The organism is Nocardioides sp. JCM 18998 (genome assembly GCF_055391535.1).
This window is the reverse complement of the sequence record NZ_AP043886.1, coordinates 3,219,759-3,245,836: the sequence shown is the minus strand read 5'-3', so window position 1 is coordinate 3,245,836 and position 26,078 is coordinate 3,219,759. Positions and strand designations below refer to the sequence as shown.

Below are 26,078 nucleotides of genomic sequence, written 5' to 3'. Positions count from 1 at the left end.
GGTCAACGGCTGAGATAGGCAGCGACCGCGACCCTCAGGACCGCCGACCGGGTGCAACGTGGTCGAGGGCCAGGCTCGAAGCCTCGCTCATCACCTCGGCGACCAGCCCGCGGAACCACTCGTGCGCGATGTCCCGCTCGCGGCTCTCGTGCCACCACAGGGTGAACGCCAACGGCGGCATCGCCCAGGGGCACTCGAGCGCGCGGACCCCTGTCGTAGGACCGAGCCGCTCGAGCAGCGATGCCTGCACCAACCCGACGTGGTCCGTGCCCGCCACGAGATAGGGCACGGCGCTGAAGCTCTCCGTGGTGACAGCGATGTTCAGCTCGATGCCGTGGTCGAGCAGGCGCTTGCGCCAGGGAAGATCGCGGTGCTTCGCCACCGTCGGCAGGACCCATGCGAGGTCACGAGCACTGCTGAGGTCGAGGGCGTCACCGACGTTCGGGTTCTCCTGGTCGACGATGCAGACCCATCGATCCGCGAACAGCCCGGAACAGGGCTTGTCGGGCATCACCTCGCGCGGACCGATCCAGCCGTCGACGTGCGAGAACCAATCGGAGTCACCGCCGGCCGGCATGCCTTGGAAGGCCAGCCGGACAACGGGAGCGACGGCGCGCACCCGCCGGATCAGAGCCGCCCCGAAGAGCGCCTGCCCGTACTCGCTGCTGACCACGACGAACTCACGGGTGCTGCCGGACGGCTCGAAGGAGTCGCTCGAGGCCATGAGGTCGTGCAAGCCACCCACCGCGCGTCGCGCCGGCCCCCGCAGGAGCTGGGCGAGTGGCGTCAGCACGTACCCGGTCCCCTGTCGTTGCAGAAGATCGTCGTCGAAGTGACGACGAAGACGAGCCAGGGCGCCGCTCGCCGCGGACTGACTCACCATCAGCCGGCGCGCCGCTCTGGTGACGTTGCGCTCCTGCAACAGGGCGTCCAGAGCAGGGACCAGGTTCCAGTCGATCCGGCTGAGCTCGTCCATAGGTATCTCCCTGGTGATAGGCAGCCATTCAAAACAATGTGACGGCGATCACGTTCGACCGTTGCGCTCGATCCACGCCAGTCGCCAGGATTGGATCACTCGATAATGAAACGATTCAAGCGGTTCGGGGAAAATTTGTATGCCCCAGCGCCCCGACCTCCGGGAGCCACCCGCCCGCCGAATCGGCTCCGGTCCCCCGCTCGTACGGCGCCTCGCCACGTGCGTCGCGACCCGGATCAGGTGACACCTCCGCGAACGGTGCACGCCGCGGAGATCGAGTGACCGGTTCCTCAGGATGCTGCGGAACGAAACGATTCAAGATCGGAGTCCCTGGTGCAAAGCATCGAATATTCAGCCGCGGTGTCGAGCGCGCGGCGCAAGGACCGGCTCGGCCGGCGCCGCGTCGGATGCGCGATCGCCGGCGGCGCCGTCGCTCTCGGCGTGCTGACGACCGGCGGCAGCGGCGCCGTCGCGCTGGGCGCGACGGCCGGCTCCGACGCCCAGCCGCCGTCCGCGTCGGCCTTCGCCGCCCTCAACCCGGTCCCCACGCTCAACGCCGCGCTGTTCGCCGACCCGGCGAACAGCGAGAAGCCGTGGGTCCGCTGGAACTTCAAGCCCGACGACCCGACCACGACGATCGCCTCCCTCGAGGCCGACCTCACGGACGCCGCGGCCCACAACATCGGCGGCGTCGAGATCGGCCAGGGTGGCGTGCCGACCGACGCCCAGCTCACAGCGATCTACAAGAAGGCAGACCAGCTCGGCATCACGGTGAGCCTGAAGGCCGCCTCGGCCCTGCCCGGACAGACGTACGCCGCGACGGACGACTATGCGCGCCGCACGCTCAGCTTCAGTCAGCTCAACCCGGTCAACGCGGGTGACACCGTCGACGCCGATGTCCCGGGCACCGCCACCGGCACCATCGTGGCCGTGGTCGCGTACCGCTGCACCGCCGCGAGCTGCGCTCCGTCCTCGGCCGGCCAGGTCTCGCTCGTCCGCGACTCGGCCGTCGACCTGACCGGCACCCTCACGGGCACGAACACGTCGGGCTACAACGGCGGCAGCACCGCCGGGCACCTGACGTGGACGGCACCGACGACGACCGCCGGCGCGAGCTGGCTGGTCACGGCCTACCGGGCCGTCCCGTTCACCGCCGCGGCGCCCACGCCCGAGACGCTGAGCACGCAGGGCACCAAGGAGATCACCGACGCCTACGACACCTACTTCGCCGGTGGTCTCGGGGACCTGGTGAAGAAGAACAAGGGCGACTTCTTCGTCGACTCCCACCCGGGCGACCCGTGGGGCGTTCCCCAGGAGCTCTGGTCGAGCAACATGCGCACCGAGTTCCAGGCCCGTGCCGGCTACGACATCGTGCCGGACCTGGCCGCGCTCGCCGATAGCACGATGGTCGCCGGTCTGACGACGACCTACACCTTCAGCGACGGCTCGGCGAACCGGATCCGCTCCGACTTCAGCAAGGTGCGCAGCGATCTGTACGCCGCGAACCGGATCACCGCCTTCCAGACGTGGGCGCACACCTACAACATGAAGCTGCGCCTGCAGCAGGAGGACATCCCGATCACCGCCGGCGGTGACCAGATCCAGACCTCCATCGCGCTGGACCGCTCCGAGCACGAGTCGCTGATCGGAAGCGACCAGACCGACACGTACCGAACGATGGCCTCGGGCAACCACATGACCGGCAACACCTGGTTCAGCACCGAGTGCTGCGCGGTGCTCAACGAGAGCTGGGCCCAGACGACCGAGGACCTCGCCGTCCGGATGAACCACGAGTTCGCCGGCGGCGTGACCCGGATCGTCTACCACACCCGCCCCTCGACAGCGACGTCGACGAGCACCTGGCCCGGCCCCGTCTTCAACGGCGCGGCGGGCAAGGTGAGCTTCTCCAACTCCTACAACAGCCAGCAGCCGTACTACGTCGACGCTGCCGCCGACAACGACCACTTCGCCCGTACGACGCAGGTGCTGACCCAGGGTGCCGCCAAGATGGACATCGCCGTCTACATGCGGAGCTACTCCAACCCGGCGGCCTTCGGCACCAGCGACCCGTCCAACAAGCACTGGCAGGACACCGCGCTCCAGCGGGCGGGCTACACGTGGGACTACTACGACGAGAGCTCGATGGATCTCCCGAACGCCACCGTCTCGGGCGGTCGTCTCGCGCCCGACGGACCCGCGTACCGGGCCATCGTGTTCGACCAGTTCCTCCAGCCGACCACCGGCACGACGCGCGGCACCCTGACGGTCAAGGCGGCCCAGAAGATGCTGGCGTACGCGAAGGCCGGGCTGCCGGTCGTGTTCGTCGGCAATCCGCAGGGCTCGGGGACGTTCCCGGCCTCCACCGATGACGACCTGAACGCGGTCCTCGCCCAACTGCGTTCCCAGAGCACCTTCTCCTCCGTGCCCACCGAGGCCGCCCTGCCGGGCAAGCTGAAGGCCCTCGGGGTCACCCCTGCCGCCCGGACCGCATCGGCGAGCAGCGTGCTGAGCGTGCGACGCGACGACGCCGCCACCGGGACGAACTACTACTGGCTCTACAATCAGGGCGTAGATGTCGCCCCGGCCAGCACGTCGACGTTCGGCCAGACCCCGAGCAACCTGTACGAGTCGCCCGACGTCTGCCACACCACCGGCTCGATCCTGAACCCGTGCATGGCCACCGGCGACGCCGTGGACACGACGATCTCGCTCGAGGGCCAGGGCGTGCCCATCCTCCTGGACACGTGGTCCGGCAAGATCACGCCGATCGACGAGTACAGCCGCTCGGGCAATCGCGTCACGGTCAAGCTCCACCTCGACCGCGACGACTCGACCGTCATCGCCCTCACCACCCAGCCCGCCCGGTACGGCGTGAGCGCGGCGTCGCACCACGTCGCCGCCACGACCGCGGACGGTGCGACGACCCGGGGCGGCAAGGTCTTCGTCAAGGCGTCGGCCAACGGCAGCTACGTCACGACGCTGGACGGCTCGACCACGCCGATCGTGTCCACCGTCACCGGCGTCCCGGCCGCGCTCGACCTCACCGGGCGGGCATGGCGCCTCTCCGCCGAGGACTGGCAGCCGACTGCGGCGTACGGCACGACCGGCACCGCCGGCTCGGCGACGACGAAGTCGCCCGTCTCGGTCGCGCTCACCGGGCTCAAGCCGTGGTCGCAGATCCCGGCGCTGCAGTACGCCTCTGGCGTCGGCACGTACACCACCTCGGTGAACCTGCCGGCCCACTGGTCCAGCGGCAGCGAGGGGGCGGTCCTGCACCTCGGACAGGTGACCGACTCCTTCCGGGTGTCGGTGAACGGCACGAACATCCCGATCGACCAGGTCACCGGCACCGCCGACGTCAGCTCGGCACTCCGCCCCGGCGCGAACACGCTGGTCGTCCGGGTCGCGACCACGCTCAACAACCGGCTGTACGCGCTGGACGCCGCCGTCAAGGCCCGCGGCCTCCTGCAGGACTACGGCCTGGTCGGCCCGGTGACCCTCGACCCGTACCGCCTCGTCGCGGTCACCCCGGTCCGGTCGGGCGCGACGGCCCTGCGGAGCACCGCCAAGCCGAGCCTGTCGGGTACGGCACGGGTGGGACACGTCCTCCGGGTCGGACACGGCCGATGGACCCCCGCCGCGCGGTCGTTCGTCTACCAGTGGAAGCGGAATGGCAAGGTCATCAAGACCACCAGCGCGGCCCACTACACGCTGCGCGCCGGTGACCGCGGCAAGCGGATCTCCGTCACGGTGATCGCCTCACGACACGGGTACGCCAGCGCCGCCGAGTCGACTCGGGCGAGGAGGATCACGAAGTAGATCCGAACGAGCGGCTGGGCGAGCGGAGCATCCGCTCGCCCAGCCCGCCGTCGAGACCGGCTCGGGCCTCGTCGACAGTGTCGAAGGTGCGAAGGACATGGTTGAGCCCGGTGATCGCGAAGAGCCGCTGCGCGGGTCCCGTACCGGTCACGATTCCGACGCGCTCTCGGAGCACACGCGACTTCTGATGGGCCCGGACCAGGACACCCAGCCCGGACGAGTCCAGGAATCCGAGCCCGCTCAGGTCGATGACCAGGTGCGCGCCACCATCGATGATCAGCTCGTCCAGAAGGCGCCGCAGCGGACTGACGGAAGCGACGTCGAGCTCACCGCCGAGGGTGATGACGTGGCAGCCCTCCGCTCGGTCCACGTCGATCGACAGGAGCGCTTCCTCGGGTTCGAACGCAGCCATGACCATCCCATCACCTCGACCAGCCGAGCCGACAGCCGCGTGCTCGACACGCCGTACCCGGCCGGCACGCGAGGCAAACCCCGGGCCGGCTCCCACGTCCCACCGTGCCCAGCGCCTTGAGGGCTGCTAGCTCAACGCGCGGTCGAGGGCGACCTTCAGGTGGACCTCCCGCAGCGCACCCAGCTGTTCGTCCGCACGTTCGATGAGCCGGTCGAGCTGCTCGGCATCGATCCGAGCGTCCTCGTCGGCGAGCGCGCGGAGGAACTGCCAGCCGATGCGCTTGCCGGAGACAGCGATGCGCAGCCCCTCCAGCTCGAGGACGTCGCTCAGCGGCGAGCGCCGCAGGAGCCGGCCGTTCGGCTTGAACCGCCCTGCCCACTCCCCTGCGCGAGCGGTGGCCGTAGCCACGGCCGAGGGGGCGAAGCCCAGCGAGGCCATGATCGTTCTCAGCTGCTCGCGGTCCTCCTCGATCTCCACGGCGAGGCGCCCCACCACCGTGGCCGCCTCCGGATCCGGATGGGTGCGGGCGACGCGGTGGAAGAACGCGACGCCCCCGGTCGCGCCGGCCCAGTGGTGCTGCAGCTCGCCTTCGAGCACCTGCTCATTCACGGGTGATTGCCCTTCCCTTTCATCGAGATGACGTCCGATACCTGTGTCCGGGTCGTACGAGGGCCGTTCACATCACGGCCCCTCGCCCGGCTCGGACAGGCATGACCAACTGCTCCGATCGGCGGCCTGCTCGCCGCCGTCGATCGGATCGAGTACCCACGAGCCGGACCCGCCTCGGACCACGTTGCGTGCGAGGGGGATCTGGTGGGAGGAGCTCTCCAGGATGTGCATCTGGTAGCCGCCGGTGTTCACGAAAACCACCAGGTCCCCGACCGCGACTCCGACCGGGAACTGCATCCGTCGCCACGTCAGGAGCTCGGCCTCGATGCAGTAGGCGCCGACCAGGTATCCCTCGCCCGGCTCGGTTCGCTGGACGTCCGGTCGCGGGACCAGGATCGGATCGACCAGGAAGTCGTCCGCGGCGGAGCGGCACTGGGTCCGGTTCATGGCCAGGCCGATCAGCCACGTCCCGTCGATCTGCTGCTTGCGGGACTCGACCCGGGCGACCGTGAGCCCACATCCGTCAGCCAGTGCGCGACCCGGCTCGCAGTGCAGGCTCACGCCCGCACTCCTCAGCCGCTGCGCCACGGTCCTGCCGTCGACGTTCTGGGTGAGCACCCGCTCCAGCCAGGCTCCGCGGATCGGCTCCTGCCAGACGGGATAGACCTTCCCCAGCTCCCGGTTCTGCCAGGTCAGCCGGTCCGCACCGCGGTGCCGCGCCCAGAACGTCGACCAGCCGTCGGGCCCGTCGACGTACCGGATCGGGATACCGCCACCCATGTCGACATAGGTCGCTGTGTGGCCGTGAGCGCGAGCGGTCTCGATCAGCGCCAGGGCCTGGACGATCGCCTCCGACCTCTCCTCGGCCTCGTACCCGTCGAGGTGGAAGTGCAGGCCCACCAGCCGCAGCCTCTCCCACAGGACAGGCGTGCTCAGAAGCTCCCCGATCCGAGCGGCAGGCATCCCGAAGCGGCTCGGCCTCTTCCCGTCCAGCACCGGCTGCAACCGCAGCACGACCGGGACACGGTGGCTGGGATCGGCCGCCGTCGCGGCGGCGAGCAGGGCGTCCAGCTCGTCGGTGTTGTCGACGCAGATGGTCACGCCCGCCGCGACCGCGAGCTCGAGCAGCGCTGCGGGCTTGACGGCTGCGGTCAGGATGACTCGGTCTGCGGGATCCGCATCGGAGTTCGACCGCTCCAGGCGTGCCAGCACCTGCGCGAGCTCGCGCTCGCTCGCCACGTCGATGCCGTGCCCCCCGGCCAGGGCGGCGTCCACCAGGGCCAGCGACTTGTTCGCCTTGCGAGCGAACTGGATGCGCAGGTCCACGTCGAGTGCTGCAGCGGCGTCGACGAGCTCGGCCGCGTGACCCACCAGCAGACTCGGATCGATCAGGTTGACCGGTGAGCCGTGGGTGTCGACGAGCTCCGACAGCAGCCCGTGGTCCGCCAGGGCCTCCTCCATCCACGCCTCGCGACGTGCCGTGATCGGCACCACCCCATGCAGCAGATCGTCGATCCTCGCGTTCACCGCACCACGCTCCGTGCCCAGGCGTCCACCTGCGGGTGAAGGTCCCGGAGGAGGGTGTCGTTGCCGAGCACGTCGTCCTCGGTCGCCCGCCCGATCAGCGCGAGACCGGGTACGGGCCTCCCGGCGGCGTCGAGCACGCGCGCGTCGGCGCCGACCCGCGCACCGCGGCGTCCCACGCTCCGGACCAGGACTCCGTCGTCGCGCAGGCGCCCCAGCAGGCTGTCGGCCGGCAGGTCGAGGATGCCCGGCGGAGGGAGTACAGCGTCCACCACCAGATCGGGTCGCAGCTCGTCACCGGCCTCGCGCAGATCGCCCGCCACTACCCTGACGCGTCCGCTGCTGAGTCCCTCCAGGAGCAAGTGTGCGTTGACCAACGGCGGACCGAACGCGACCCGCTCGAGCTCGGCCGACCAGACCCGGTAGTCCGGCCACCCCAGTGGCGCAACATCGCCGGGTGTGGCGCGCTGGCGCGCCACGAGGTCGGCGTACAGGATCCGCCACGCCTGCCCCAACGCCCACCAGGCATCCGGCTCCCGGTGACCCTGGGCCATCTCGATCCGGGCGCGCAGCTCCGCCGCGCCCTCCCCCGTGCTCCCGACGGGAGCGAGGCTCCGGTCAGGGTCGCGAGGGCGCGCGGCGTCGATGGCCCGCCAGGCGTCCGGCCCGTCACCCAGCAAACGAGCCGCGACGGCCTGCAGGATCGGGAGCACCGGATCGCCATCGGCGATCAGGCGGGCCGGCTTGTCGAGGTCGCCGGCACGGTCCCGGTAGCGCCGGAGAACCTCGGGGCGGGTCTTGGGTGACATCAGCCGGCCGGTCCGGCTGACCAGGACGATCGAGAGGTCGCTGTCGGCGGGACGGTAGCCGCGTCCCAGGGTCAGAGCGAGCACCGCGTCGATCGCGGTGAGGGCGGCGCCGCGGATCGCGATGGTGGCTCCTGACCGCACCTCGGGACGCCCGATGAGCTCCCGGACCGGGAAGACCTGCGATTGCAGGGCCGGATCGCTCGACCTCCACCGCTCGACCAGCGCGCCGGGCCACGTGGTCGCGTGGCCGACGGCGAGCAGGACCTCGTCGAACACCTGACCGCCGACCAGCCATCCGACGCCGGACTCGCCGGGCGTGATCGCGTCGATCTGTGTCGAGCGCACCACGACGGCGTCGCCGCCCAGGCGCTCGCGGAGCCTGCCGAGGACGATCTGTGCCTGCTCGGCGAGATACCTGCCGGTCAGGGCGCGGGCAGGGAACTGATCTGCCGTGGAGCCCGGTTCACGCTCCTCGCGCCACGCGTCGAAGGAGGCTCCGCCGGTACCGAGCGACCAGGCATCGACCGAGGCTGCCGCGACGTTGAGCCGCAGATAGTCGGGCTGGGCCGGGTCGTAGACCCGGCCGGCGCCGAGGGTGCCGGTGCCGAAGACGACGACCCGTGCGGGCGCGGTGGCACCCGGGTCCTCGAGGTGTGCGGAGAGCCGCTCCAGGGCCCACAGCGCGCGGGGCCCGTCGCCGATGATGGCGATCGCCGGTCCCGCCGACGTCATGCGACCCTCCGCGGCACCTCGACGCGGGCCTCGAGCGCAGCAGGGTCACAGCCCAGCGCCGACTCGACCCAGGCATCGTCGAAGACCGTGTGGAGATAGCGCTCGCCACCGTCGTGCATGACCATCGCGACCACCGCGTCCTCCGCAAGCGTCGGCAGCACCCGCCCCAGCGCTGTCGCCACGCCGCCGGCCGAGGCCCCGACCAGGACACCCTCCCTGCGGGCGACCCGACGACATCCGACCACACAGTCCAGGTCCTCGAGCCTCACCACCGCATCGGGACGAGCCGTGTTGGCCAGCTCGGGAAGCACGCTGGCGCCGTACCCCGGCAGGAGGCGATCGCCCTCCTCGCCGCCGAACAGGACACTCCCGACAGCGTCCACCGCGATCACCTGCGTACGCGCGCCGGCCGCGGCGAGACGCTGCTGACAGCCCTGCAGCGTGCCGGTCGTGCTCGTCGCGACCAGCAGCGCCGTGGGCGGCTCGCCCAGTGCGTCGAGGATCTCCTGCATCGTCCCTGCCGCATGGGCTGCAGGGTTGTTGGGGTTCGCGTACTGATTCGACGTCCACGCGCGCGGGTTGCCGGCCACGAGGTCACGAACGGCCGCGTGCCTCGCCGCGAGCCAGCCGCCCTCGGCCGCAGCGGTGCGTACGAGGTGCACGCGTCCACCGAACGCTTCGATGAGGCGCATGGTGTCGGGGTTGGTCTTGGGGTCGACGACGCAGACGAAGTCCAGTCCGTGCCAGCCACACATCTGGGCCAGCGCCACGCCGAGGTTGCCCGAGCTGGACTCCACGACCGTGTCCCCGGGGTGGAGGTCACCGGCGGCGAGCGCCGCCTCCAGCATCGCGGCCGCCGGCCGGTCCTTCGCGCTGCCCCCGGGGTTGAACGACTCGAGCTTGGCGAACACCCGCGCGCTCGCATGCGGATACAGGCGCCTCATCCGGAGGAGCGGCGTACCACCGACCAGCGCTGGCAGACCATCGGCCACGCTCCGTACAGACCTGGTCACTCAGAAACCTGCCCGGTCACGATTCGGGGGCACGGTTGGATCGACTGTTCGCAGCACGGGCTGGAAGTACCCGACGGTCAGACTCTCAACACCGCACGCGCGAGCTTCACGGACGCCGAGCATCCGCCCAGGCACACTCTCGGAGCTCCTCGGCGCTACGGAAGTCCCACAGAGCACCGCTCCGATCCGCGCGACACCTCGTCGTAGAGAAGCATGAAGGCCGGTCCATGCGGACCGGCCTTCATCGTTCTGGTGGATGTAAAGGGACTCGAACCCCTGACCTCATCGGTGTGAACGATCGGCCCGCATCCTCCAGCGCTGCTCACGCACAGATCTCACGCTCAAGAGCGTCCGAACCGCGCCCTGCCAAGACACCGCACTAGGGACGTTTCTAGGGACACTGCAACTAGCCTGGCATCCCGACTAAAGCCCCAGACGGCGCCTCAACAGACTGATGGAGTCTACGCCGGCTTCCGGGGCCGCGACGTCGGTCATTCGTTGGTCGGAGCGACCGTGCCCATTCAGTCCCCGGGGCCCTCTCATCCATGCCGCCTTCCGGTGACCCGAGGGGCTGCCCTCCAGCCTCCGTGAGTTTGAAGACGAGGTGTCCCGGCGAGCCGAGTGTGCTTGTGGCCGTTGGCGCGCTCACAAAGTCGGCGGGCTGTCAGAGCGTGAGCGATCCAGTCTCCGCGTTGACGGCGCCATCGACCGGACACGTCCAGAGCGGCGCGCCGCTCGTCCATCGGATCTCTATGGGGTGCGTCGTCGGGTGCGCGGGGCAGACCGGCCAGTTGGAGTCGTGGCTCCAGAGTTCTTCGATGACGATCTCTTGGATCGCGTCGGTGGCGATCGCTATGCGTTCCTGTGGGTCGTCGTAGTCGTGGTGGCTCCGGATCCAATGGCGGAACCCGCCGGGTATGGAGATCTTGACGGTGGGTTCGCCGTCGTCGTCGGTGACGGGTTCGATGGTGAGCTTGACGTCGGTGGTTGCGGCGACGTCGTGAAGGACCGGGGCGAATGCTTCTCGTGCTTCTTGATCGATCTCGCGTGCGTCCGCTGGGCGATCATTGCAGGTGCCCCGGGAGGCACGTCAGCGACTTGTGGCGGTCTTCGCCTCGCTGGTCATCGAGCGGGCGGTGAACCACCAGATGATGAGGATCAGGCAGCCGACGGCGATCGTCGTCGCGGTGGCGGCTTCGATGACGTGGGCCGAGACCGGACCGCCCTTGATCCCATCGCCGACGAGGGCTTGCAGATAGGCGAGGATCGAGAGGATCCCGAGTGCGGTGATGAGGATGCCGATGCGGTAGAGGATCCGGTCGCGGCGGCGTTGAAGTCGCCCGGTGATGTCGGGTCGCTTGAGGATGCCTCGGAGCTTTGGTTCGGCCCATTGTTCGCAGAAGCCGTAGATGATGAGGACGGCGAGACCGATCAGCCCGGTGATCGGGGCGGCGATCAGCATCGCGATCCAGATCTCCACGGGCGGGAGTCTATGCCGCCGCGCGGCCGGCAGCCTCGACCAACGGCGGCAGGAGCCGTCGCTCATTCAACACTCTTTACGCGATTGCTCTGCTTCGCGCGGTCAGCGTCACCAGGGTGCGTTCAATCGGACGCAGGCCGGTGTGCATTGCAAGGAGCGCAGCCTTGATCGCATCCAAGCCGGCTACGCCCACTAAGCATCGTGGGGTCGCGCGGGCTCCACGTATGGCGGCGGCTGGGTGCACTCGAAGGACTGACTACTACGCTCTTCTGCCGCTACCGGTCCCGGTAGCGGCGGAAGAGCCGAGTCAACGGTGAGGTCGCTTCGGCGACCGGGTTGGTCCAGTCCGCCGCTGACGGCGTCGATCGGGCCGCTCCGGTGGCCGAGCCGGCAGCGGGGTCGCCTTCCCGCACGCTCGCGACGACCCGGTTCAACAATTGGTCGACCTCTCCCATGGCGTACCCCTCGCGGAGCCGGACCGGCGTGAACCGCGCTTCCGCGATGAACTCGGTGACAGGCTCGCCCGCACGGAGCCGCTGGCACAGCTCATCTAGGAACCCGTCTACCTGGCCATTGTCGTAACCCTCGCGGATCCGGACCGGGGTGAAGCGGCAGTTCTCGACCATCGCAGCGAGGGATTCGTTCACCTGCGCAGTATGACCGAATGCCTCACTGCCGCCCGCACAACGTACGGGAGGCGGCACGGTACGTCGTACCCGCCGCCTCCCAGGGGCTGAAACCAGGCGGTTCAGTTGAGAGGCGGAGTGTTGCGCCTTGCCACATCAGGACAGACTCAACAGGGGCTGGTGCACCCATCGGCTCCGCTGAGCGACTTGTAGCCACTTCCCTCCGGAGCCACTCCGGTAACCGCGACGCTGTGTCCAACAGTCCCAGGACCTTCGCGTAGGTTGAGGGGCCACCGCGCCGCGTGCGACGTCAAAGAACTTGCTTCCTCCCTCGACCTGGGAGCCAGCCGTGAGGGTCGGCCTGAATGACGTCGTAGGTCGTGATCATGGCACCGAAATCCTGACGTGCTCGGTCGATGATCTCGGGAGAGGGCTCTGGATCGTCCCACCAGGCGCCGAGATCACGAGCTTGGACGAGGTAGCGCTCGTAAGCGACCTCGGTGACGGACCACTCGGAGAGGTCGTGGGCCTTGTCGAGATGGTCGCGGGTGATCACCTGGATGGCGTAGGCGTCGGGTACATAGGTGCCCCACAAGTGCCGATTGAGGCCATAGAGACCGTCGTCCACGTAGGGGGCTGGCCGCTTGTTGGGGTAGGACCCGAATCCACCTCCTCCGAGAGCCCACTGGGGCAGGATCAGGCCGTAGTCGAGGCAGGCCGGGCGGTGTAGGAGCGCTTCGGTCACGGACGGGAGCTGGTCGCGCCAGTCCGGGGTCGGGGTGCCGTCGGCGGCTGCGCCGCTTTGGAAGGTGATGCGCGCATGGAAGTCGAACGATAGGAACCTGGCCCGGTATGGGTTGGGCACCAGATTGACGACGGTGGCCTGTGCAGAGCGTTGCGCTGCCGTCATCAGCTCTCGCGCGGGTCGAGGGTCATCGACGATGACCCGAGAGGTGGCTTCGCTGAGGTAGGTGGTCGCCCCAGGCAGAATGGCCCAGCCCGCGGCGTAGTCGCACCACTCGCGGGTGAGTTCGGCGTCGGCGAGCCACTGTCCCTGCCCCCCGGCGAAGTATCCGGTGGGGTCATCGACCGTCAGGGCGACGTAACAGGTCAAACAAGTGTGGCGCATATCGTCGTCCATGTCTTCAGGGAAGAAGACCTGGGGTGCAGCGGTGATCTTGCCGGCCCAACCGAGACCGTTCAGGGTCTCGGCGAAGGTGTCGAGCCACTCCTGGGTCTGTTCATCGGTACCGATCCAGTCCAGGTCGACCATGGGCCCCTTGCTGCTGGGGATGACACTCTGTGCCCAGATCAGCTCTTCCCCGTCGCGGTCCATCGCCGTGTTGGCGCGATCCATTGCGGACCGTGTGTCAGCGAGCAGGTCCTCGGGTGAGCCCGTGACGCCGGGGATCTTGACGATCACGTAGACGCTGTCGTTGCCGTTCTGGCGCAGCCGGCGCCGGATAGCCGGCCAGCCCACCTTGAGGCCCACGTCGCTGTCGCTTCCCACCGGGAGCCTCCTGCAGGAAGTCTGACGATTTGGTAGCGGCTTTGCTTCGCCGCAACGTAAAGATAGCGCTGGAGGTCCGTAGGGGCGGGCAGAGAGGACGCACCGCTCGTCTGGCTGGTCTCGTCTCGTCTGCGGAGTGCTCGCTCTGGCCCTCACACTGACCGTGGCTTCGTGGCTCACACCATCGGGAGACGCCTCCGCGGCATCGACTCCTGCCTCCGCTGTCATCGGGAGTGCGTGCCAGGCGAACGCCGCCCGCGCACGGCCGACCTGAGAAACATCACCGGCAGCCAACTAACGCCCTCGTCGCTACCTGGACCACCAACGTCCCCGGCAAGACCCCAGTTGAGGTCGTCCAGGCCACCGCCGAGCACGTACGCAGCACCGCGATCGGCATCCTCGACAAGCTCGACACCACGAAGATCGGCGACGGCAACCCACCAGGACTCGACCGCGAGGCCCTGGCGCACAAGCCGGCACGACGAGCGGTCGACGCCGTCGCGGGCCGCGAAGGCCCGGTGCTCGGGCTATGAAGATCCCCGTCACCCTCCCCATCCTCCAAGCCGCGATCGCCGTCGACGGAACCCTCACGGCCTCCATCGACGAACAGCCCTACGCCACTGGCGGCAACCTCACCCGCCGTGACCTCCCCATCCTGGTCAACGAGGTCACCAGCAGCCTCGCCTCGCCGGTGCGCGTCGAGGTCACCGAGGCCGATGGCAGCTGCTATGCCGACATCGCCACTCCCCCCCACGACTGCAGCACATGTCGAGCCGGCGGCGACAACGCGCGAAAACGGCCTGTCGGCGATGGTGGGCCGGGGATTCCGACCGGGCGAACGTGTAGCCGTTGCTTGCGTTGTGGTGCAGCAGACCGCCGACGAGGACGGTGCCGCCGCCGTCCGACTTCCACCAGCCCTACTGGGCCGCCGCGAGCTCTCGTTCCTCCTCGTCGGACTCGACTCCCAACACGCGATCGAGTCAACGGCATGAACCCCGATACAGGGCGCACCGACGACGATCTCGCCAACGCCGGCCTCATCGGCGTCGGCGTCGTCTTCGTGGTGGCTGCCGTCTTGCGTGCCGCGGGCTCCATCGCTGCGGCCGTAGACCGAAGCCCGCAGCCCCACCAGGGCATCCCTGCCGGGCTCGCAACCGCACTCCACCCCGGCGACCCGGCTGCCACCCTCGGCGCTCCGCATCTGTCCGCAGTCACCTATTGGGGCGTCGTGGGCCTGATGCTGCTGAGCGCCGCCGCGGCGACGATCGTGATCTGGCGACTCACCGGGCGGATGAAGCACCGCTCGCGCCTCGACCCGCATCGCATCGTCGGGATCGCGACCGCACGTGACATCGCGCCGGTCGCCTCCAAGCGAGCGCTCCTGTCACGAGGCCGGACGCTGCGCCCCTCGCTCACGGCGCCGCAGGCAGACGACGTCGGCTACCTGCTCGGCCACTCCTGCGGCCACGAGATCTGGGCATCGGTCGAGGACTCCATCCTCGTCATCGGGCCACCCCGCTCCGGCAAGGGACTGCACCTGGTCATCAACGCCATCCTCGACGCACCCGGCGCCGTCGTGACGACCTCCACCCGACCCGACAACATCACCGCCACCATCAACGCCCGGCGTGAGCATGGGCCGGTCGCGATCTTCGATCCCCAACAACTCACCGCCCACCTCGGCCTGCCGCCCGGACTGAGATGGTCCCCCATCCGCGGTTGCGCCGACCCGCTCACCGCGATGATCCGAGCCGCCGGTCTCGCCTCCACCACCGGCCTCTCGTCCGGCGGGACCGAGTCGGGCAACTTCTGGGAAGGCAAAGCCCGCTCCGCACTCCAAGCCCTCCTACACGCAGCCGCACTCGAAGGACTCTCCACCCGGGCACTCTTCCAATGGTCGCTCTCAGCGTCCTCGGCCGCGGATGCCGTCGGCATCCTCGCCGCCAACCCCCAAGCCGCTGCAGGCTGGGCCGACTCACTCGACTCGATGATCAACGCCGACCCCCGTACCCGCGACTCCATCTGGATGGCCGTCACCGAAGCACTCTCCAGCCTCGCTGACCCACGCGTCCTCGACGCCGTCAACCCACCACCCGGTGAAGAGTTCGACCCCGCCGACTTCCTTCAGCACAACGGGACCCTCTACCTGCTCGCCACCGGCGCCGGAGCCGGCGCCTCCTGGGCACTGGTCGCAGCCTTCATCGAAGACCTCGCTGAGACCGCCCGTCACCTCGCCGCAGCATCACCCGGCGCACGACTCGACCCGCCACTGCTCCTGGCCCTCGACGAGATCGGCAACCTCGCACCCCTCCCCTCGCTACCCACGCTGATGGCCGAAGGCGGAGGCACCGGCATCACCACGATGCCCGTCCTCCAATCGATGGCACAAGCACGCGATAAATGGGGCGAGCACGCAGCCTCCGCAATCTGGGACGCCTCCATCGTCAAGGTCATCCTGGGAGGCGCCTCAGCCTCCAAAGACCTCCAAGAGCTCACAACTCTCATCGGCGAAAGGGACGAACTCACCGACACCACCACCATCGGAGACCACGGCTCCCGCTCCTTGCAGCGCTCGACGAGGCGAGTACCGGTCCTCCCGCCCGAACGCCTACGCACCTTGCCCTTCGGAACCGGCCTCGTTCTTCTGCGCCAGGCGCCCCCGATCGTTGCGGGCCTCCACCGCTGGACCGACCGTCTACGAGCTTCGCCTTCCAGCAACTGACCTTCGCGCTGCGGGCGACCCGGGCGGTTACCGCCCCGGATTGGGGCGCCCAGTTCGCCCAGATCGACGCCCGTCGATGCGGCGTCGGCCAGCGCATCCGTCGCCTATGAATCCGAGTCGAAAGGACCTCAGCCTCGAACCCATGGCTTGGGCGAGGCCGAGGCCCGTACGACTAGAGCACGGCGATCGCCCGCGCGAACTTCTGAGTCGATAGGACTCGGCCGACATCCCATGGCTTGGGAGGTGCCGAGGCCGAGCGACTAGAACACGGGCCATCGCTTCCCCAACGCTGGTCCCTAGGCACGTATGTTTCACCGGCCACGCTGAGGTGCACTGAAGCCAAGTCTATCCGAAGGTGATCGGGTGTTGCGCAGGCCAGTGGCCGTCAGCGAAAGTCGACCAGCCGGGAGCCACGCGCCCGGTGAGGCGGACGAGGAGCCGCATGTGCCACGGCGCGTCAAGGCCATTGTTCTGGAGGACCGTGACAGTCCCTCCGGACGTGATTAGCTCTCGTGCGTACTCGATCAGCAAATCAGGAATCCACCCGATCGGCTCGCCGGCCACCGTCAGGAGTAGCGCGTTTGGGTTGGCCTCGTTGGTCTCGTCGTTCACGACAGCTAGCTGATCACCAGGGCGTAACCCGTTTGCCGTAGATGCCGACTCGTTCGATCGGACGGCGTAGCCCGCGCCTCGAACGAGAAACGTTGCCGCTGTCGCGCCGTCGGCTGCAACGTGCGGAGCCTCAACGAGCGACACGGTGTCCCCTTTCTGCTCGCCGCCACTGCGAGACAAGATGTCTAACCGATCAGCGTCCGCCGGCAGGCCGAGCCAGTCGACATATTGCGTGTAGTCGCGACGCTTTCGATCCATCACCCGTAGGTCGAAGAACGGCCACAAGCGGCGCGATTCATATACCCGGTGCAGGTCGGGAAAGCCGATGAACGGTCGGAATCCAGGCACCGATTCGACGCTCTCAAGGTACTGGAACCTGAAGGTCCGGTCGTTTGGCTCTGCGTCGAGCACAGCGACTTCGTGAATCGTGCGCTGTACGCGGTTGCGCCACGCGACTGCGAAGCGTCGAACCGTCCCCCGCGCTTCCGGGGTGAGGCACTCAGTTGAGCTCATTGAGCAACCTTTCTCGGTTCACCATGACGAGTTCGACGAGGAACTCGAGAGAGACATCCGCCACGCCTGGCGCAGGGCTAACGATGTCTCTCACTGAATCACGATCCACTGACAGAACCCGATCCCGCCAGTAGGTTCGGACCTCATCGCGGCACAATCGCGAGGCGTCTCCCGCGAGAGCTACGAGCGATTGCCACGGCGTTCCACGGACATGCTCGAAACGCCGGGCCTTGCCTTGGCTAGCCCATCGAGCGACCGAGCCTTCACGCAGGTGTTGGGCAATGCTCTCCTCAGACAGCGTGAAGCCGAGGCTTGCAGCATGGTCGAAAGACGCGCACAGCGAATCGGGCGAGTCGCTTCCAGGAGGCGGTACGAGTACGGCCCAATTTCGATCGTGACGGTCCACGTGGGCGATGAGCGCATCAAACACCATGTAGCCGGTGAACACGTCAAAAGCTGTGAAATCGTGCGGTAGATCAACGGCAGGCGGAGAATTGAAGTCGCGCAAGGCGGATTGGATGGCGTGGGCGTTATGCCCGCGATTCTCCTGATCGTCAGGGTTGTACGCCTCAATGGCCCCGCTCATCAGGACCCTTCCGTGCTGCAGAACCCAGTCGGGCGGACGCACGTCCTCGACCAGCACACCACGCACAGCACCATTCGCCGCAAGCTCGACCCGCGCCGCCGGAACCCCAAGGAACCGCGCCAGCTCGCTGGCGAGTTTCTCCACGACATCTTCGCCGATGGCGCGGCGACGCTCCTGGCGAGCCGGCTTGAATAGCCAGGTACGCGGCTCTGTCGCGGTGCGGTACCACTCATGCGCATGGAGGCCTTGCTGCTCAATGCCAGCACGAGTCCATGCGGCGGCGTCGAGTGTCAACCATGCTGTGGGCACGAGCTACAGTCTGCCTCGCCAAGGTCCACTCGCCACGCATCCCCAATGAAGTCACATCGGACGGACCCGTCAGCGAGCCCGGGACTCGTGCGCCGAGTGCCGGGTCCGCAGCATGGCGACGCGTCGTTCCGCCGCCTTGGCACTCGGCGGAATCGGCGAGCAATCACCGCCGGACACTGATTCAATCCTGCGATGGCCCCGGACGAAGCGGACTCATCGCTAGATCACTTTCAGTTGAAGGTCGACGGTGAGCTCTTTCAGATCGACTACGACCTCACACAGCCCGGCGCCTACCACTACTCACGCCTCACCGGACCGGCCCCGGGGAACGGCTTCACCAGCCGAACCTCGACCTTCGGACGGCGCACGCTGGCACACCATACGGCTTCAATCCGCGCCTTCTTGCAGGCCGTCGACCCGCTCACCGGCTATATCGAAGACGATGAGTAGACCCAAGCCGTCTCTCCGCACGCGGATGCGATGCCGGCGACACGACCTCTGCCCGGACTGCACCAGGCGTCGCAGGCTCATCGCTCCTGACAGCGCCTGCTGACACAGACGTCCGGGGTTGCGTCATAGCGCCGACCGCGCAAACGGATCTGCCGCTGGGCGAGCGCTTCTACCGACGTGCGCGCACCCGATTAGATGTCGAGCAACGAGTCGTCGTTCCAGACGTCGCTGTAATGCGGTGCGTAGATGAACCTCGACCCGGGAGGAAGCTCCAGCAGGGAGCGCAGCTCCGGGCAGCGATCGAGTACGTGGTCGACGTGCCACGGCAGGAAGAAGTCCGGGGCCTGTTGGAGTTCGCCGGTCCACAAAAACCAACCTGTGGTGTCTGCAGTCGGCGGATGGCGCAGCCCGTGTACCGGCCACTGCCACGCACTGCTCCCGATCAGGGTTCGCGATACGCCGAGCTTGGCGCAGGTCATGACCACATCCAAATTCTGCCTCACAAACGCGCGGATCTGCCGCGAGGCAGGCTACGTAAGCGGCAGTATCTCTGGCCATAGCAGCCGGCTAGCGTCCAGCACCTCAAGCCCGAGGATGCGCCCTTCGGCGTCGAGGTCGAGGTTCACCATGCCGCCGACACCTCGCGGGTCGACGAAACAGCCTTGGCAAACTCACCCCTGAGGATCTCAGCGGCGAAGTAGAAGTAGGCGGCGTCTGCGTCAGCGTCGTTCGTCAGACGAACAGGAGTCATGCCGACAGTCTGCCGTGCGGTGCGCGCGACCGGATCAAATGCGAAGCGCGCACGCACTCATCTGCCGCTGACCGCACGCTCACACGCAGGTCTTGAGCTCGCGGGTCAGAGGCGGCTACGCCCCTTCGGCCAGTTGATGCGGTTCGGGGAGATGCGTGGGCGGGGCGCCATCGAATCAGTGGTACTCCAGGCAATCGAATAAGACGACGCGAGGATCTGCCGCCACCGCCTCGCACCCAGATGCGTCGATCCGCCGCATACCGTCCGGGGCGCGTCACACCGCCGCGTACCGTCCGGGTCGCGTCACACCACCGCGAGGCTGCGCGTTGGAGCCGATTTGCGGCCGCCCGTGAACGCCTGCGACGGAACGACAGCGCCCCGCCACCGAATGTGTCAGCCTTTGTTCAGCGAAGCGGAGGGAACATGACCCTGAGACCGGACTGGCCCACCAACGGTGCTCTCGCCGTGTGCTGCGCGCTCATTGCGCTGACCATCGCGGGATGTGGCTTTGGCGATGGCGACAACCCCGACGACTCCGCGGGACAGCCCTCGCCGGGCGTTCAGACGCCCTGCGCGGAGTCCGCAGGATTCGCGTTGTCCCTCGCATTGGACGCCGGGGGCCAGCCGAGCCCTCTCGCCGCAGCCACCTGGTTCGCCGCCCACGGCGGCATCGCCTCCCTCCCCCAGCAGGGCTGGTACGTCGTGGAGCTCGACAGAGCCGCTGCGACGGTGCGCTCCGGATCGAGCACCGTGCACGTACTCCGGGGTCATGATCGGACGTGGCAGGTAGACAGCGGAACACGCTGCCTCTGAGCCGGCGTCGACGGCGATCCGACAACGTCGGCTCACCGCGATCCACGCGCGACGATCATGCGTCACATCGCCGCGAGCCGGTGCACTCCATGGACCACGGAACTGCCATTGGGTCGCTTCAGCGGATCGTGTCAGCGATCGGCGCGAGCTCCGGTACATCGATCTCAAGCGGAACGAGCCACGTATGGCCTGACCCGTCTGACAACTCGACGGCGAGCCGAACCGTCGTTGCGACGACGGACCGCCACCATCCCCAGGCGCTGGTCAGATCGGACCCGGTCCACGGTGGAGGCTGGACTTGTTCGAGTTGGAGTTGAACCGACTCGCCGACGTCAAGCCCGTTCGGCATCACGATCGCGCGCCCGTGCTCGTCGACCCGCCCTCCACCCGCGAGCAAGTGCGGTGTGAACCGAAGCGGTCCCCAGATCTGAGCTGCGAGTTGATCGTTAAGCGCTTGTTGTCCGTCGAAGGACGCTCTCTCCGTTGACCGCCCAGGGCGGTCATCGCGGATGCCAATCGCCAGCGACGCGACACGGCGAAGTGCGATAGGTCCGTCGATGCCCACAAAGAGCTTGAAGGTCCGAAGGTCGCCCGGATTCAACGGTTCGATCCGCACCGCCAGCTGTGGCGTCAACTCTTGATGGCGCCTCGCGGCTTCGATCGCAGCCATCTCGCCTGATGCTCGGTTCGCGGCTTCAGCAGCGAGCGCCGACTTCCGCGCCGCCCAGGCGCTGAATCCGGCCGCGACGACTCCGAGCAATGCGATGATGGTTCCCATGCCTTAATACTCGCGGAGGCTACCGACAACTTCGGCGAGACATACCACCAGGCGAGTGACTCGTCCCCAGCTCGATCGCGTGCTCTGTGCACATGGTCGGCCTCACCACTGGTTCGCGAACTTCACGCTGATGTGTCACCAGTCCGTGGTGGCGATGACCTTCGATCGACTAACACCTCCTGGGGTCAGGACCGCGCACATACGTCAATTCGCCGCTTCGTCCAACAATGCGGCTCGACCGCGGCGCAAAGCGACTCCGCCGTTTCTGTCGGAGGTGCGTGCCACGATGTGCTCACGGCAACAAGGCGGTGCTGGCACTGTGACTCCGTCTCCCACATGACGAGGCACAAGGACGCATTATGGGTGAAAGAAGGTACCGACACTTGGACGGTTCAGGCGGCGTTCGCCTGCGATCACTGCGGCTACCTGCAAATAGCTAGGTCTGAAGCTGAGCAGAACGTTCAGAAAGACGCTGGACATGCCAACGCAGAGATGGGCAAGTTCCCCGACTGGGAGTGGTGGCCGCAGGTTGGCGTGTCGCGTGAGTTTGCGGACGTGCCGAGTCACATCTCAGACGCGGCGTCCGAGGCACACCGTTGCTTCAGCATCCAGGCGTACCGTGCGCGACCGCGCTAGCGCGCGCGGTGATCGAGGCCAGCGCGAAGGAAGTCGGGATCACCAAAGGCGTCCTCCACAAGAAGATTGAGGATATGGAGAAGGCAGGGCACGTCCGCGCCCACATCCGCGAGGCGGCGCATGAGGTTCGGCACCTCGGCAATGAGGTGGCGCACGGCGATTTCGTAGAGCCAGTTGCTGAGGACGAAGCCGAGGAAGCTCCGGCGCTAATGGCAGAGGTGTTGCAGGAAGTCTTCCAATCACCCGCGCGTGTCCGCCGGGTGCGCGACAAGCGCGAAGCTAAGGCGGCTGCGCGGGCGACCTGATCCTCAGGATCCCGGTCCGCGGGCAGGCGGCGGACGTGACCCATTCCGCCGCAAGCCGGATCTGCCGACGTGGGTGCGGCAGGCATGACGTCCACGAAGATGGACCCCATGACCGAACTGACCACCGATGAGGCAGAAGCCGTAGTTGATTGGCTCGACAGCCACCAGTTCAAGAAGGTGTCGTCGGTCGGAGGCCACTTGGCGCCCTTCGGCGATAGCCAGGAGGTCTGGAACCGCGATGGCACGCTCGTGCGCCTTACACGGGATCGCGGACAGTGGTGGTGCGACCTGTCGCGGAGCAACGCCAAGGCCTGGCTCGAGATGGACACCATTGCCGGTGTGATGGGCTTCGAGTCGTCGACGCCCATCGACCGACTCTCGGAATTAACGAGCTTGATCGACGATCGCGTCTTTAGCGCCCTCAGAGCCTCAGTTCAACACCCGCACTGACGTAGGAGTCAGCCGCGATGAGCGCCCTTGCGTGGTGCGTGTCGGCATCTCCCCTCTACGACATGAAGCTGCTTTTCTCGAGAACCCGGGAACCCTCGGGGCGGTATCCGCTCTCTCAGCTCTGCCTACTCGTCCACGTCGCACCACGGCGCCAGCCCGGACGAGCAGTCCACTTACTCCGAGGCGCGCTATCTGGCAACAGCCGCTCGGCCTCCGCCCTGGCGCTCCCCGACTTCACGTCCCAGTGCGTCACACCGCCGCGATCCCTCGGCCTCGCAGTTAGTCATGCCACCCCATTACGGCGCCGCAGGTTGACACCTGCAAGCCACCGCTGCCGGTCGGAGGAGCCTCAGTCTTCGGCACCAATCTGCGTCAGAACTCCGAGTAGCGCAGCCTGGCTGGATGAGTCAGCAAAGCGCTCCAAAAGTCGCTGACGCACAGCGGCTGCGTAAGCGGGGCGTGCTCGGTCGAGCACGGCACGACCGCTTTCTGTCGCCCTTACCCACACTCGCCCGCCGGTGTCGCCGGCCACAATCACCCAACCCCGACGCGCCATCAGGCCGACGCGGTGAAGGAGCTGACTGCGGGTGAACCCAAGCGCCTTCTCGAGCGCATGGTTGACCATCTCACCACCGCCGACCTCGATAACCCAGCTCAAGATCGAGTAGTCAGCGTCGGACAAGCCAGTACTCGCTCGAACGTCCTCGGCGATGCCAACTCGGACCGACTCAGTGGCTGTCTTCCAAGCACGCCATAGCCGCGACTCGTCGGGCGTCAACTCATCCACCAGCTGATCGTGACACGACGACGCAAGGACGAACGCTCCCTTTTCTGCCATCGACTGCGCGCGTCACACCGCCGCCTGCCGGCGCGCCACTCGTGGACGTCTAGATCTGCCGAGATGAGTGTGGAAACGGTCAACCGATGCCACCATTCAGTCGTGAATGCGCTCCGCCGTCTTCTCCTCGTCGAGGCGTGTCGGGAGTACATCCGCGGCGAGCAGCGCGGGGGTCGAATCTCGAACGGCTTGGGCGCCTACATGGGCGTCGTGCTCGCGGTGTGTGGTCTGACCGCCTGGATCGGTGACGCAGCCGCCGGAAGACCCGAACTCGCCGTCGTTCCGTTCAGCGTGCTGCTCGGGGCCATGCTCTTGTGGCTCGTCTGGGTCCTTGGTGTCATCACCGTCTTGAAGGTGGGTCGAGTGCCGATTGAGCAACTTGCTGGACGAGAGTGGGTTCGGTTGCGCCGTGCCTGGTGGGAACGCTAGGCCGTCGCCTCAAATGTCCGTCGCCCCGACGGCGTCGTAGTCCAGATCCTCGTCCACAGGACAATTCTTGACCCAGCAGCAGATCTGGCGCGTCATTCCGCCGCCGGCCGGCGTACTCCCTGGGAGCGCCGTATGCGCCAGTTGTTCTGCTGGTGTGGGGGCCCAGTCTTCATCGACCTGGTCTCACCGCTCGCAGCGTCAGCTGGCCCAGCGACACGATGTCACCTGGTTCGAGGACCGTGTCGCCCCAAATCCTTCGGCCGTTGACTCGGGTTCCATTCGTTGAATGGCGATCGTGAATGAGCCACTGCGCGCCGAACAGCATGAGGACGGCATGCACACGCGAGACGGTCGGGTTGGCAAGCACGTAGTCGCAGTCGCGTGCACGTCCTACGACGAGCAGTGGCTTCTCTCGAGACGGCAGTAGCAGCAGGGGGTACGCGGGGGCTTGCGTCCGGACACGCCGCTCAACCGCTGACCACATCGAATGGAGCGCGCCACAAACGCCGGGAGCCGGAAGGTCAGCGACCAGCTGTTCCAAGGCAACCTCGTCCTTGGCCCGCAGCGCGAGGTCCACCCGCCACACGAAGCTGTCGTGCGATAGGCGGCCGTCGACGACGGCGTCTCGGAGTCTGTGCACGATGCGGTCGCGGTCCGCATCCGAGGACCGCTTGGGAGGCACCGTCAACCCCGCCATAACCGGAGACTAGCCATGGCGGCCTCGCAACGAAACGGGCAGCGGAAGCAGGCAGCGCCGCTGCGTCCCGACTTCGGGACCTGGCGCGCTGCGATTCCGGCGGCCCGGTCAGATGCAGAAGGACCCTCGAAGCGTCTCCGAGGTCCCTACCGAGATCGGCTGATTCTGTCGGTCACGCATGCCAGGCTCGGGCGAGTGAGCGAGATCGAGAACGTGACGCTGGCCGCGGACCTTCAGCCGGAGGCAGCCGAACGCGAGATCACCAAGGCGGTGAGCGCGCGACACAAGCTCGCCCACAAGTACGTCACCCGCTTACGCAAACGGCACACGGAAGCCTCACCCGCAGAGATCGTCGCCCTCCTTGAGAAGCACTACGTCACCGCGATCACCGTCGCCGGCGGCGCAGTGACCGCCGGGACGATCGCCGCGAACGTTGGCATCGCACTCATCCCAGGTGTCGCAGCTGGCAAGGAAGCAAGCAAGGGAGCAGCCAAGGTAGCTGCCAAGACGACGGCGAAAAGGGTGGCAGCGGCAGCAGCAGCGCACGCCGCCGCCAAGACCGCCGCAAAAGGGGCGGCAATGAGCGCCGCCAAGACCGGTGCCGAGTGTGCAGCCAAGCTTCTTCCGGCCGGCGACGAACAACTTCAATTCGAGATCACCGCAGTCTTCGCGCTAGCCATCGCGGAGATTCACAACATGGAGCTCGACCAAGAGCAAGCGCACGCGCTGATCTATGGCCTCTCTAACGGACGGGTCAGCCAACAGCAGATCTCCGCGATGGCGGCCGACGTTGCCCGTGAATCGGACGATACGCGGACCAGCACCGTCGGCAAGACGATCGCCTCGCGTCACGGTGACTGGAGCCATTGGGCGAACACGCTCGCTGACACGTTGCCGGGCGGTGCCGCCCAAGACCTCGTGCGGACGGTCCAGACCGGGCAGTTGGAGAGCGTGCGCACGACGCTGAACGACAAGCAGCAGACCTCGATCGAGTACGGAGTCGGAGCACTCGTCGGGGGCGCTACCCGATTCGTCTTCGGACGCGAGGTCGTCGAGGCTTCCCGGCTCGCCTTCTCTGAGGCACCCGACGAGTTCCCCGCGCATCTCGCGGATGCACTGACCCTGGAGCCTGACGAAGATCAGGAACCGAACCGAGCACTGACAGCATCGGAGGACGCCGCAAAGGCCACTGGCACCTGGGTCGCGGCCGCTGCCGAGAAGTCCACTCGTGTCTTCCGCAAGGTCGACCTCGATGGCGACGGCATCCCCGATGAGGCTCGGGCACTGACCGCTGCGAAGCACCTGGGCGGCGCGATCGCTGCCGCCGCCGACAAGTCAACCCGAGCCTTCCGCAATGTTGACCTCGATGGCGGCGGGGCTGCTGACGAAGCCCGCGCCCTCACGGCACTCAAGGACGCCGGATCTGGAGTCGCCGCGAAGTTCAAATGGAACAGGAAGGGCCCCGACAAGCATCAATGAGTCGGTTGCACCCGATCTTGCTTCGACGAACTACCCATCCTGGGCCGCGCCGGGTGACGTAGCTGGTTTGTCGTACCCCGAGTACAGGGCGCCGGTGTGGCTGAGCCGCCCAAAGCCTTCGGTGCGACATTGGCCGGCGATCCGGAGGACGCAATGTCCGGTGCGAGTGCCTCACATCGCCGCGTCTAGGACGCTGTTCA

Annotated in this window: 25 protein-coding genes; 8 read left to right on the top strand and 17 right to left on the bottom strand. The window is 67.4% G+C overall.

Translation table 11 applies throughout. From position 1 onward, the window contains the following. Positions 1-34: 34 nt before the first annotated feature. Positions 35-976, bottom strand: a complete 942-nt coding sequence (locus ACZ5L9_RS15260) for a LysR family transcriptional regulator (protein ID WP_464529026.1) — start codon at positions 974-976, stop codon at positions 35-37. 333 nt (positions 977-1,309) lie between these two features. On the opposite strand from ACZ5L9_RS15260, the gene ACZ5L9_RS15255 reads away from it, so the two are divergent. Further along, positions 1,310-4,795 carry a glycosyl hydrolase gene (locus tag ACZ5L9_RS15255; RefSeq protein WP_464529025.1) on the top strand — a complete coding sequence of 1,162 codons (3,486 nt, stop codon included), beginning with the start codon at positions 1,310-1,312 and terminating at the stop codon, positions 4,793-4,795. Here ACZ5L9_RS15255 and ACZ5L9_RS15250 read toward each other — a convergent pair. From ACZ5L9_RS15250 to ACZ5L9_RS15215, 8 genes are all read right to left on the bottom strand, one after another. After that, positions 4,785-5,207, bottom strand: coding sequence for an STAS domain-containing protein (locus ACZ5L9_RS15250; protein WP_464529024.1), 423 nt, complete (start codon positions 5,205-5,207; stop codon positions 4,785-4,787). The two genes, ACZ5L9_RS15255 and ACZ5L9_RS15250, sit on opposite strands and share 11 nt — an antisense overlap. A 126-nt stretch (positions 5,208-5,333) precedes the next feature. Beyond that, a complete protein-coding gene (locus ACZ5L9_RS15245; RefSeq protein ID WP_464529023.1) occupies positions 5,334-5,816 on the bottom strand; it encodes a hypothetical protein in 483 nt (160 codons plus the stop codon). A 72-nt stretch (positions 5,817-5,888) separates the two neighbouring features. Then, complete coding sequence (locus tag ACZ5L9_RS15240; RefSeq protein WP_464529022.1) at positions 5,889-7,343, bottom strand: type III PLP-dependent enzyme domain-containing protein; 1,455 nt, start codon at positions 7,341-7,343, stop codon at positions 5,889-5,891. Beyond that, positions 7,340-8,881 (bottom strand): FAD/NAD(P)-binding protein, encoded by a 1,542-nt coding sequence (locus ACZ5L9_RS15235; protein ID WP_464529021.1) that lies wholly within the window; start codon positions 8,879-8,881, stop codon positions 7,340-7,342. The genes ACZ5L9_RS15240 and ACZ5L9_RS15235 overlap by 4 nt, the downstream gene beginning before the upstream one ends. Continuing rightward, positions 8,878-9,873, bottom strand: coding sequence for a 2,3-diaminopropionate biosynthesis protein SbnA (sbnA, locus tag ACZ5L9_RS15230; protein WP_464529020.1), 996 nt, complete (start codon positions 9,871-9,873; stop codon positions 8,878-8,880). The genes ACZ5L9_RS15235 and sbnA overlap by 4 nt, the downstream gene beginning before the upstream one ends. A 1,111-nt stretch (positions 9,874-10,984) precedes the next feature. Continuing rightward, positions 10,985-11,374, bottom strand: coding sequence for a hypothetical protein (locus ACZ5L9_RS15225; protein ID WP_464529019.1), 390 nt, complete (start codon positions 11,372-11,374; stop codon positions 10,985-10,987). Positions 11,375-11,649: 275 nt separating this feature from the next. After that, on the bottom strand, positions 11,650-12,021 hold the full coding sequence (locus ACZ5L9_RS15220) for a DivIVA domain-containing protein (protein WP_464529018.1): 372 nt from the start codon (positions 12,019-12,021) through the stop codon (positions 11,650-11,652). A gap of 289 nt (positions 12,022-12,310) precedes the next feature. Next, entirely contained in the window at positions 12,311-13,510 is a 1,200-nt protein-coding gene (locus ACZ5L9_RS15215) for a hypothetical protein (RefSeq protein WP_464529017.1), read from the bottom strand. Between the two features lie 233 nt (positions 13,511-13,743). Between ACZ5L9_RS15215 and ACZ5L9_RS15210 the strand changes: the two genes are divergently transcribed. Further along, a complete protein-coding gene (locus tag ACZ5L9_RS15210; protein ID WP_464529016.1) occupies positions 13,744-14,043 on the top strand; it encodes a hypothetical protein in 300 nt (99 codons plus the stop codon). Between the two features lie 455 nt (positions 14,044-14,498). Then, positions 14,499-16,232 carry a type IV secretory system conjugative DNA transfer family protein gene (locus tag ACZ5L9_RS15205; protein ID WP_464529015.1) on the top strand — a complete coding sequence of 578 codons (1,734 nt, stop codon included), beginning with the start codon at positions 14,499-14,501 and terminating at the stop codon, positions 16,230-16,232. A 345-nt stretch (positions 16,233-16,577) separates the two neighbouring features. On the opposite strand, the gene ACZ5L9_RS15200 is transcribed toward ACZ5L9_RS15205, so the two are convergent. Continuing rightward, the gene (locus ACZ5L9_RS15200) at positions 16,578-17,357 is read right to left on the bottom strand and encodes a hypothetical protein (protein WP_464529014.1); all 780 of its coding nucleotides are present in this window, start codon (positions 17,355-17,357) and stop codon (positions 16,578-16,580) included. Continuing rightward, a complete protein-coding gene (locus tag ACZ5L9_RS15195; RefSeq protein WP_464529013.1) occupies positions 17,344-18,252 on the bottom strand; it encodes a HipA domain-containing protein in 909 nt (302 codons plus the stop codon). The genes ACZ5L9_RS15200 and ACZ5L9_RS15195 overlap by 14 nt, the downstream gene beginning before the upstream one ends. A 192-nt stretch (positions 18,253-18,444) precedes the next feature. Here ACZ5L9_RS15195 and ACZ5L9_RS15190 point away from each other — a divergent pair, with 192 nt between their 5' ends. Further along, positions 18,445-18,702: a hypothetical protein gene (locus tag ACZ5L9_RS15190; protein ID WP_464529012.1), complete on the top strand. Its 258-nt coding sequence runs from the start codon at positions 18,445-18,447 to the stop codon at positions 18,700-18,702. A 191-nt stretch (positions 18,703-18,893) separates the two neighbouring features. Here the strand turns inward: ACZ5L9_RS15190 and ACZ5L9_RS15185 are convergent, their stop codons facing one another. The 4 genes from ACZ5L9_RS15185 to ACZ5L9_RS15170 all read right to left on the bottom strand — a co-directional run bounded on the left by ACZ5L9_RS15185 (position 18,894) and on the right by ACZ5L9_RS15170 (position 21,044). After that, on the bottom strand, positions 18,894-19,181 hold the full coding sequence (locus tag ACZ5L9_RS15185) for an immunity protein Imm33 domain-containing protein (RefSeq protein ID WP_464529011.1): 288 nt from the start codon (positions 19,179-19,181) through the stop codon (positions 18,894-18,896). A 51-nt stretch (positions 19,182-19,232) separates the two neighbouring features. Beyond that, complete coding sequence (locus ACZ5L9_RS15180; protein WP_464529010.1) at positions 19,233-19,331, bottom strand: DUF2283 domain-containing protein; 99 nt, start codon at positions 19,329-19,331, stop codon at positions 19,233-19,235. Then, entirely contained in the window at positions 19,325-19,453 is a 129-nt protein-coding gene (locus ACZ5L9_RS15175) for a hypothetical protein (RefSeq protein ID WP_464529009.1), read from the bottom strand. The genes ACZ5L9_RS15180 and ACZ5L9_RS15175 overlap by 7 nt, the downstream gene beginning before the upstream one ends. A gap of 931 nt (positions 19,454-20,384) precedes the next feature. Further along, positions 20,385-21,044 carry a hypothetical protein gene (locus ACZ5L9_RS15170; protein ID WP_464529008.1) on the bottom strand — a complete coding sequence of 220 codons (660 nt, stop codon included), beginning with the start codon at positions 21,042-21,044 and terminating at the stop codon, positions 20,385-20,387. Positions 21,045-21,640: 596 nt separating this feature from the next. Between ACZ5L9_RS15170 and ACZ5L9_RS15165 the strand changes: the two genes are divergently transcribed. Continuing rightward, positions 21,641-21,985: a DUF4145 domain-containing protein gene (locus tag ACZ5L9_RS15165; protein ID WP_464529007.1), complete on the top strand. Its 345-nt coding sequence runs from the start codon at positions 21,641-21,643 to the stop codon at positions 21,983-21,985. A gap of 108 nt (positions 21,986-22,093) precedes the next feature. Further along, positions 22,094-22,435, top strand: a complete 342-nt coding sequence (locus ACZ5L9_RS15160; protein ID WP_464529006.1) for a hypothetical protein — start codon at positions 22,094-22,096, stop codon at positions 22,433-22,435. A gap of 349 nt (positions 22,436-22,784) precedes the next feature. Here the strand turns inward: ACZ5L9_RS15160 and ACZ5L9_RS15155 are convergent, their stop codons facing one another. Next, the gene (locus tag ACZ5L9_RS15155) at positions 22,785-23,222 is read right to left on the bottom strand and encodes a hypothetical protein (protein WP_464529005.1); all 438 of its coding nucleotides are present in this window, start codon (positions 23,220-23,222) and stop codon (positions 22,785-22,787) included. Between the two features lie 153 nt (positions 23,223-23,375). On the opposite strand from ACZ5L9_RS15155, the gene ACZ5L9_RS15150 reads away from it, so the two are divergent. After that, positions 23,376-23,702 carry a hypothetical protein gene (locus tag ACZ5L9_RS15150; protein ID WP_464529004.1) on the top strand — a complete coding sequence of 109 codons (327 nt, stop codon included), beginning with the start codon at positions 23,376-23,378 and terminating at the stop codon, positions 23,700-23,702. A gap of 169 nt (positions 23,703-23,871) precedes the next feature. Here ACZ5L9_RS15150 and ACZ5L9_RS15145 read toward each other — a convergent pair whose 3' ends face one another. Beyond that, positions 23,872-24,399, bottom strand: a complete 528-nt coding sequence (locus ACZ5L9_RS15145) for an FHA domain-containing protein (protein WP_464529003.1) — start codon at positions 24,397-24,399, stop codon at positions 23,872-23,874. A gap of 195 nt (positions 24,400-24,594) precedes the next feature. Between ACZ5L9_RS15145 and ACZ5L9_RS15140 the strand changes: the two genes are divergently transcribed. Next, positions 24,595-25,878, top strand: a complete 1,284-nt coding sequence (locus tag ACZ5L9_RS15140; RefSeq protein ID WP_464529002.1) for a hypothetical protein — start codon at positions 24,595-24,597, stop codon at positions 25,876-25,878. Positions 25,879-26,078: the final 200 nt, after the last annotated feature.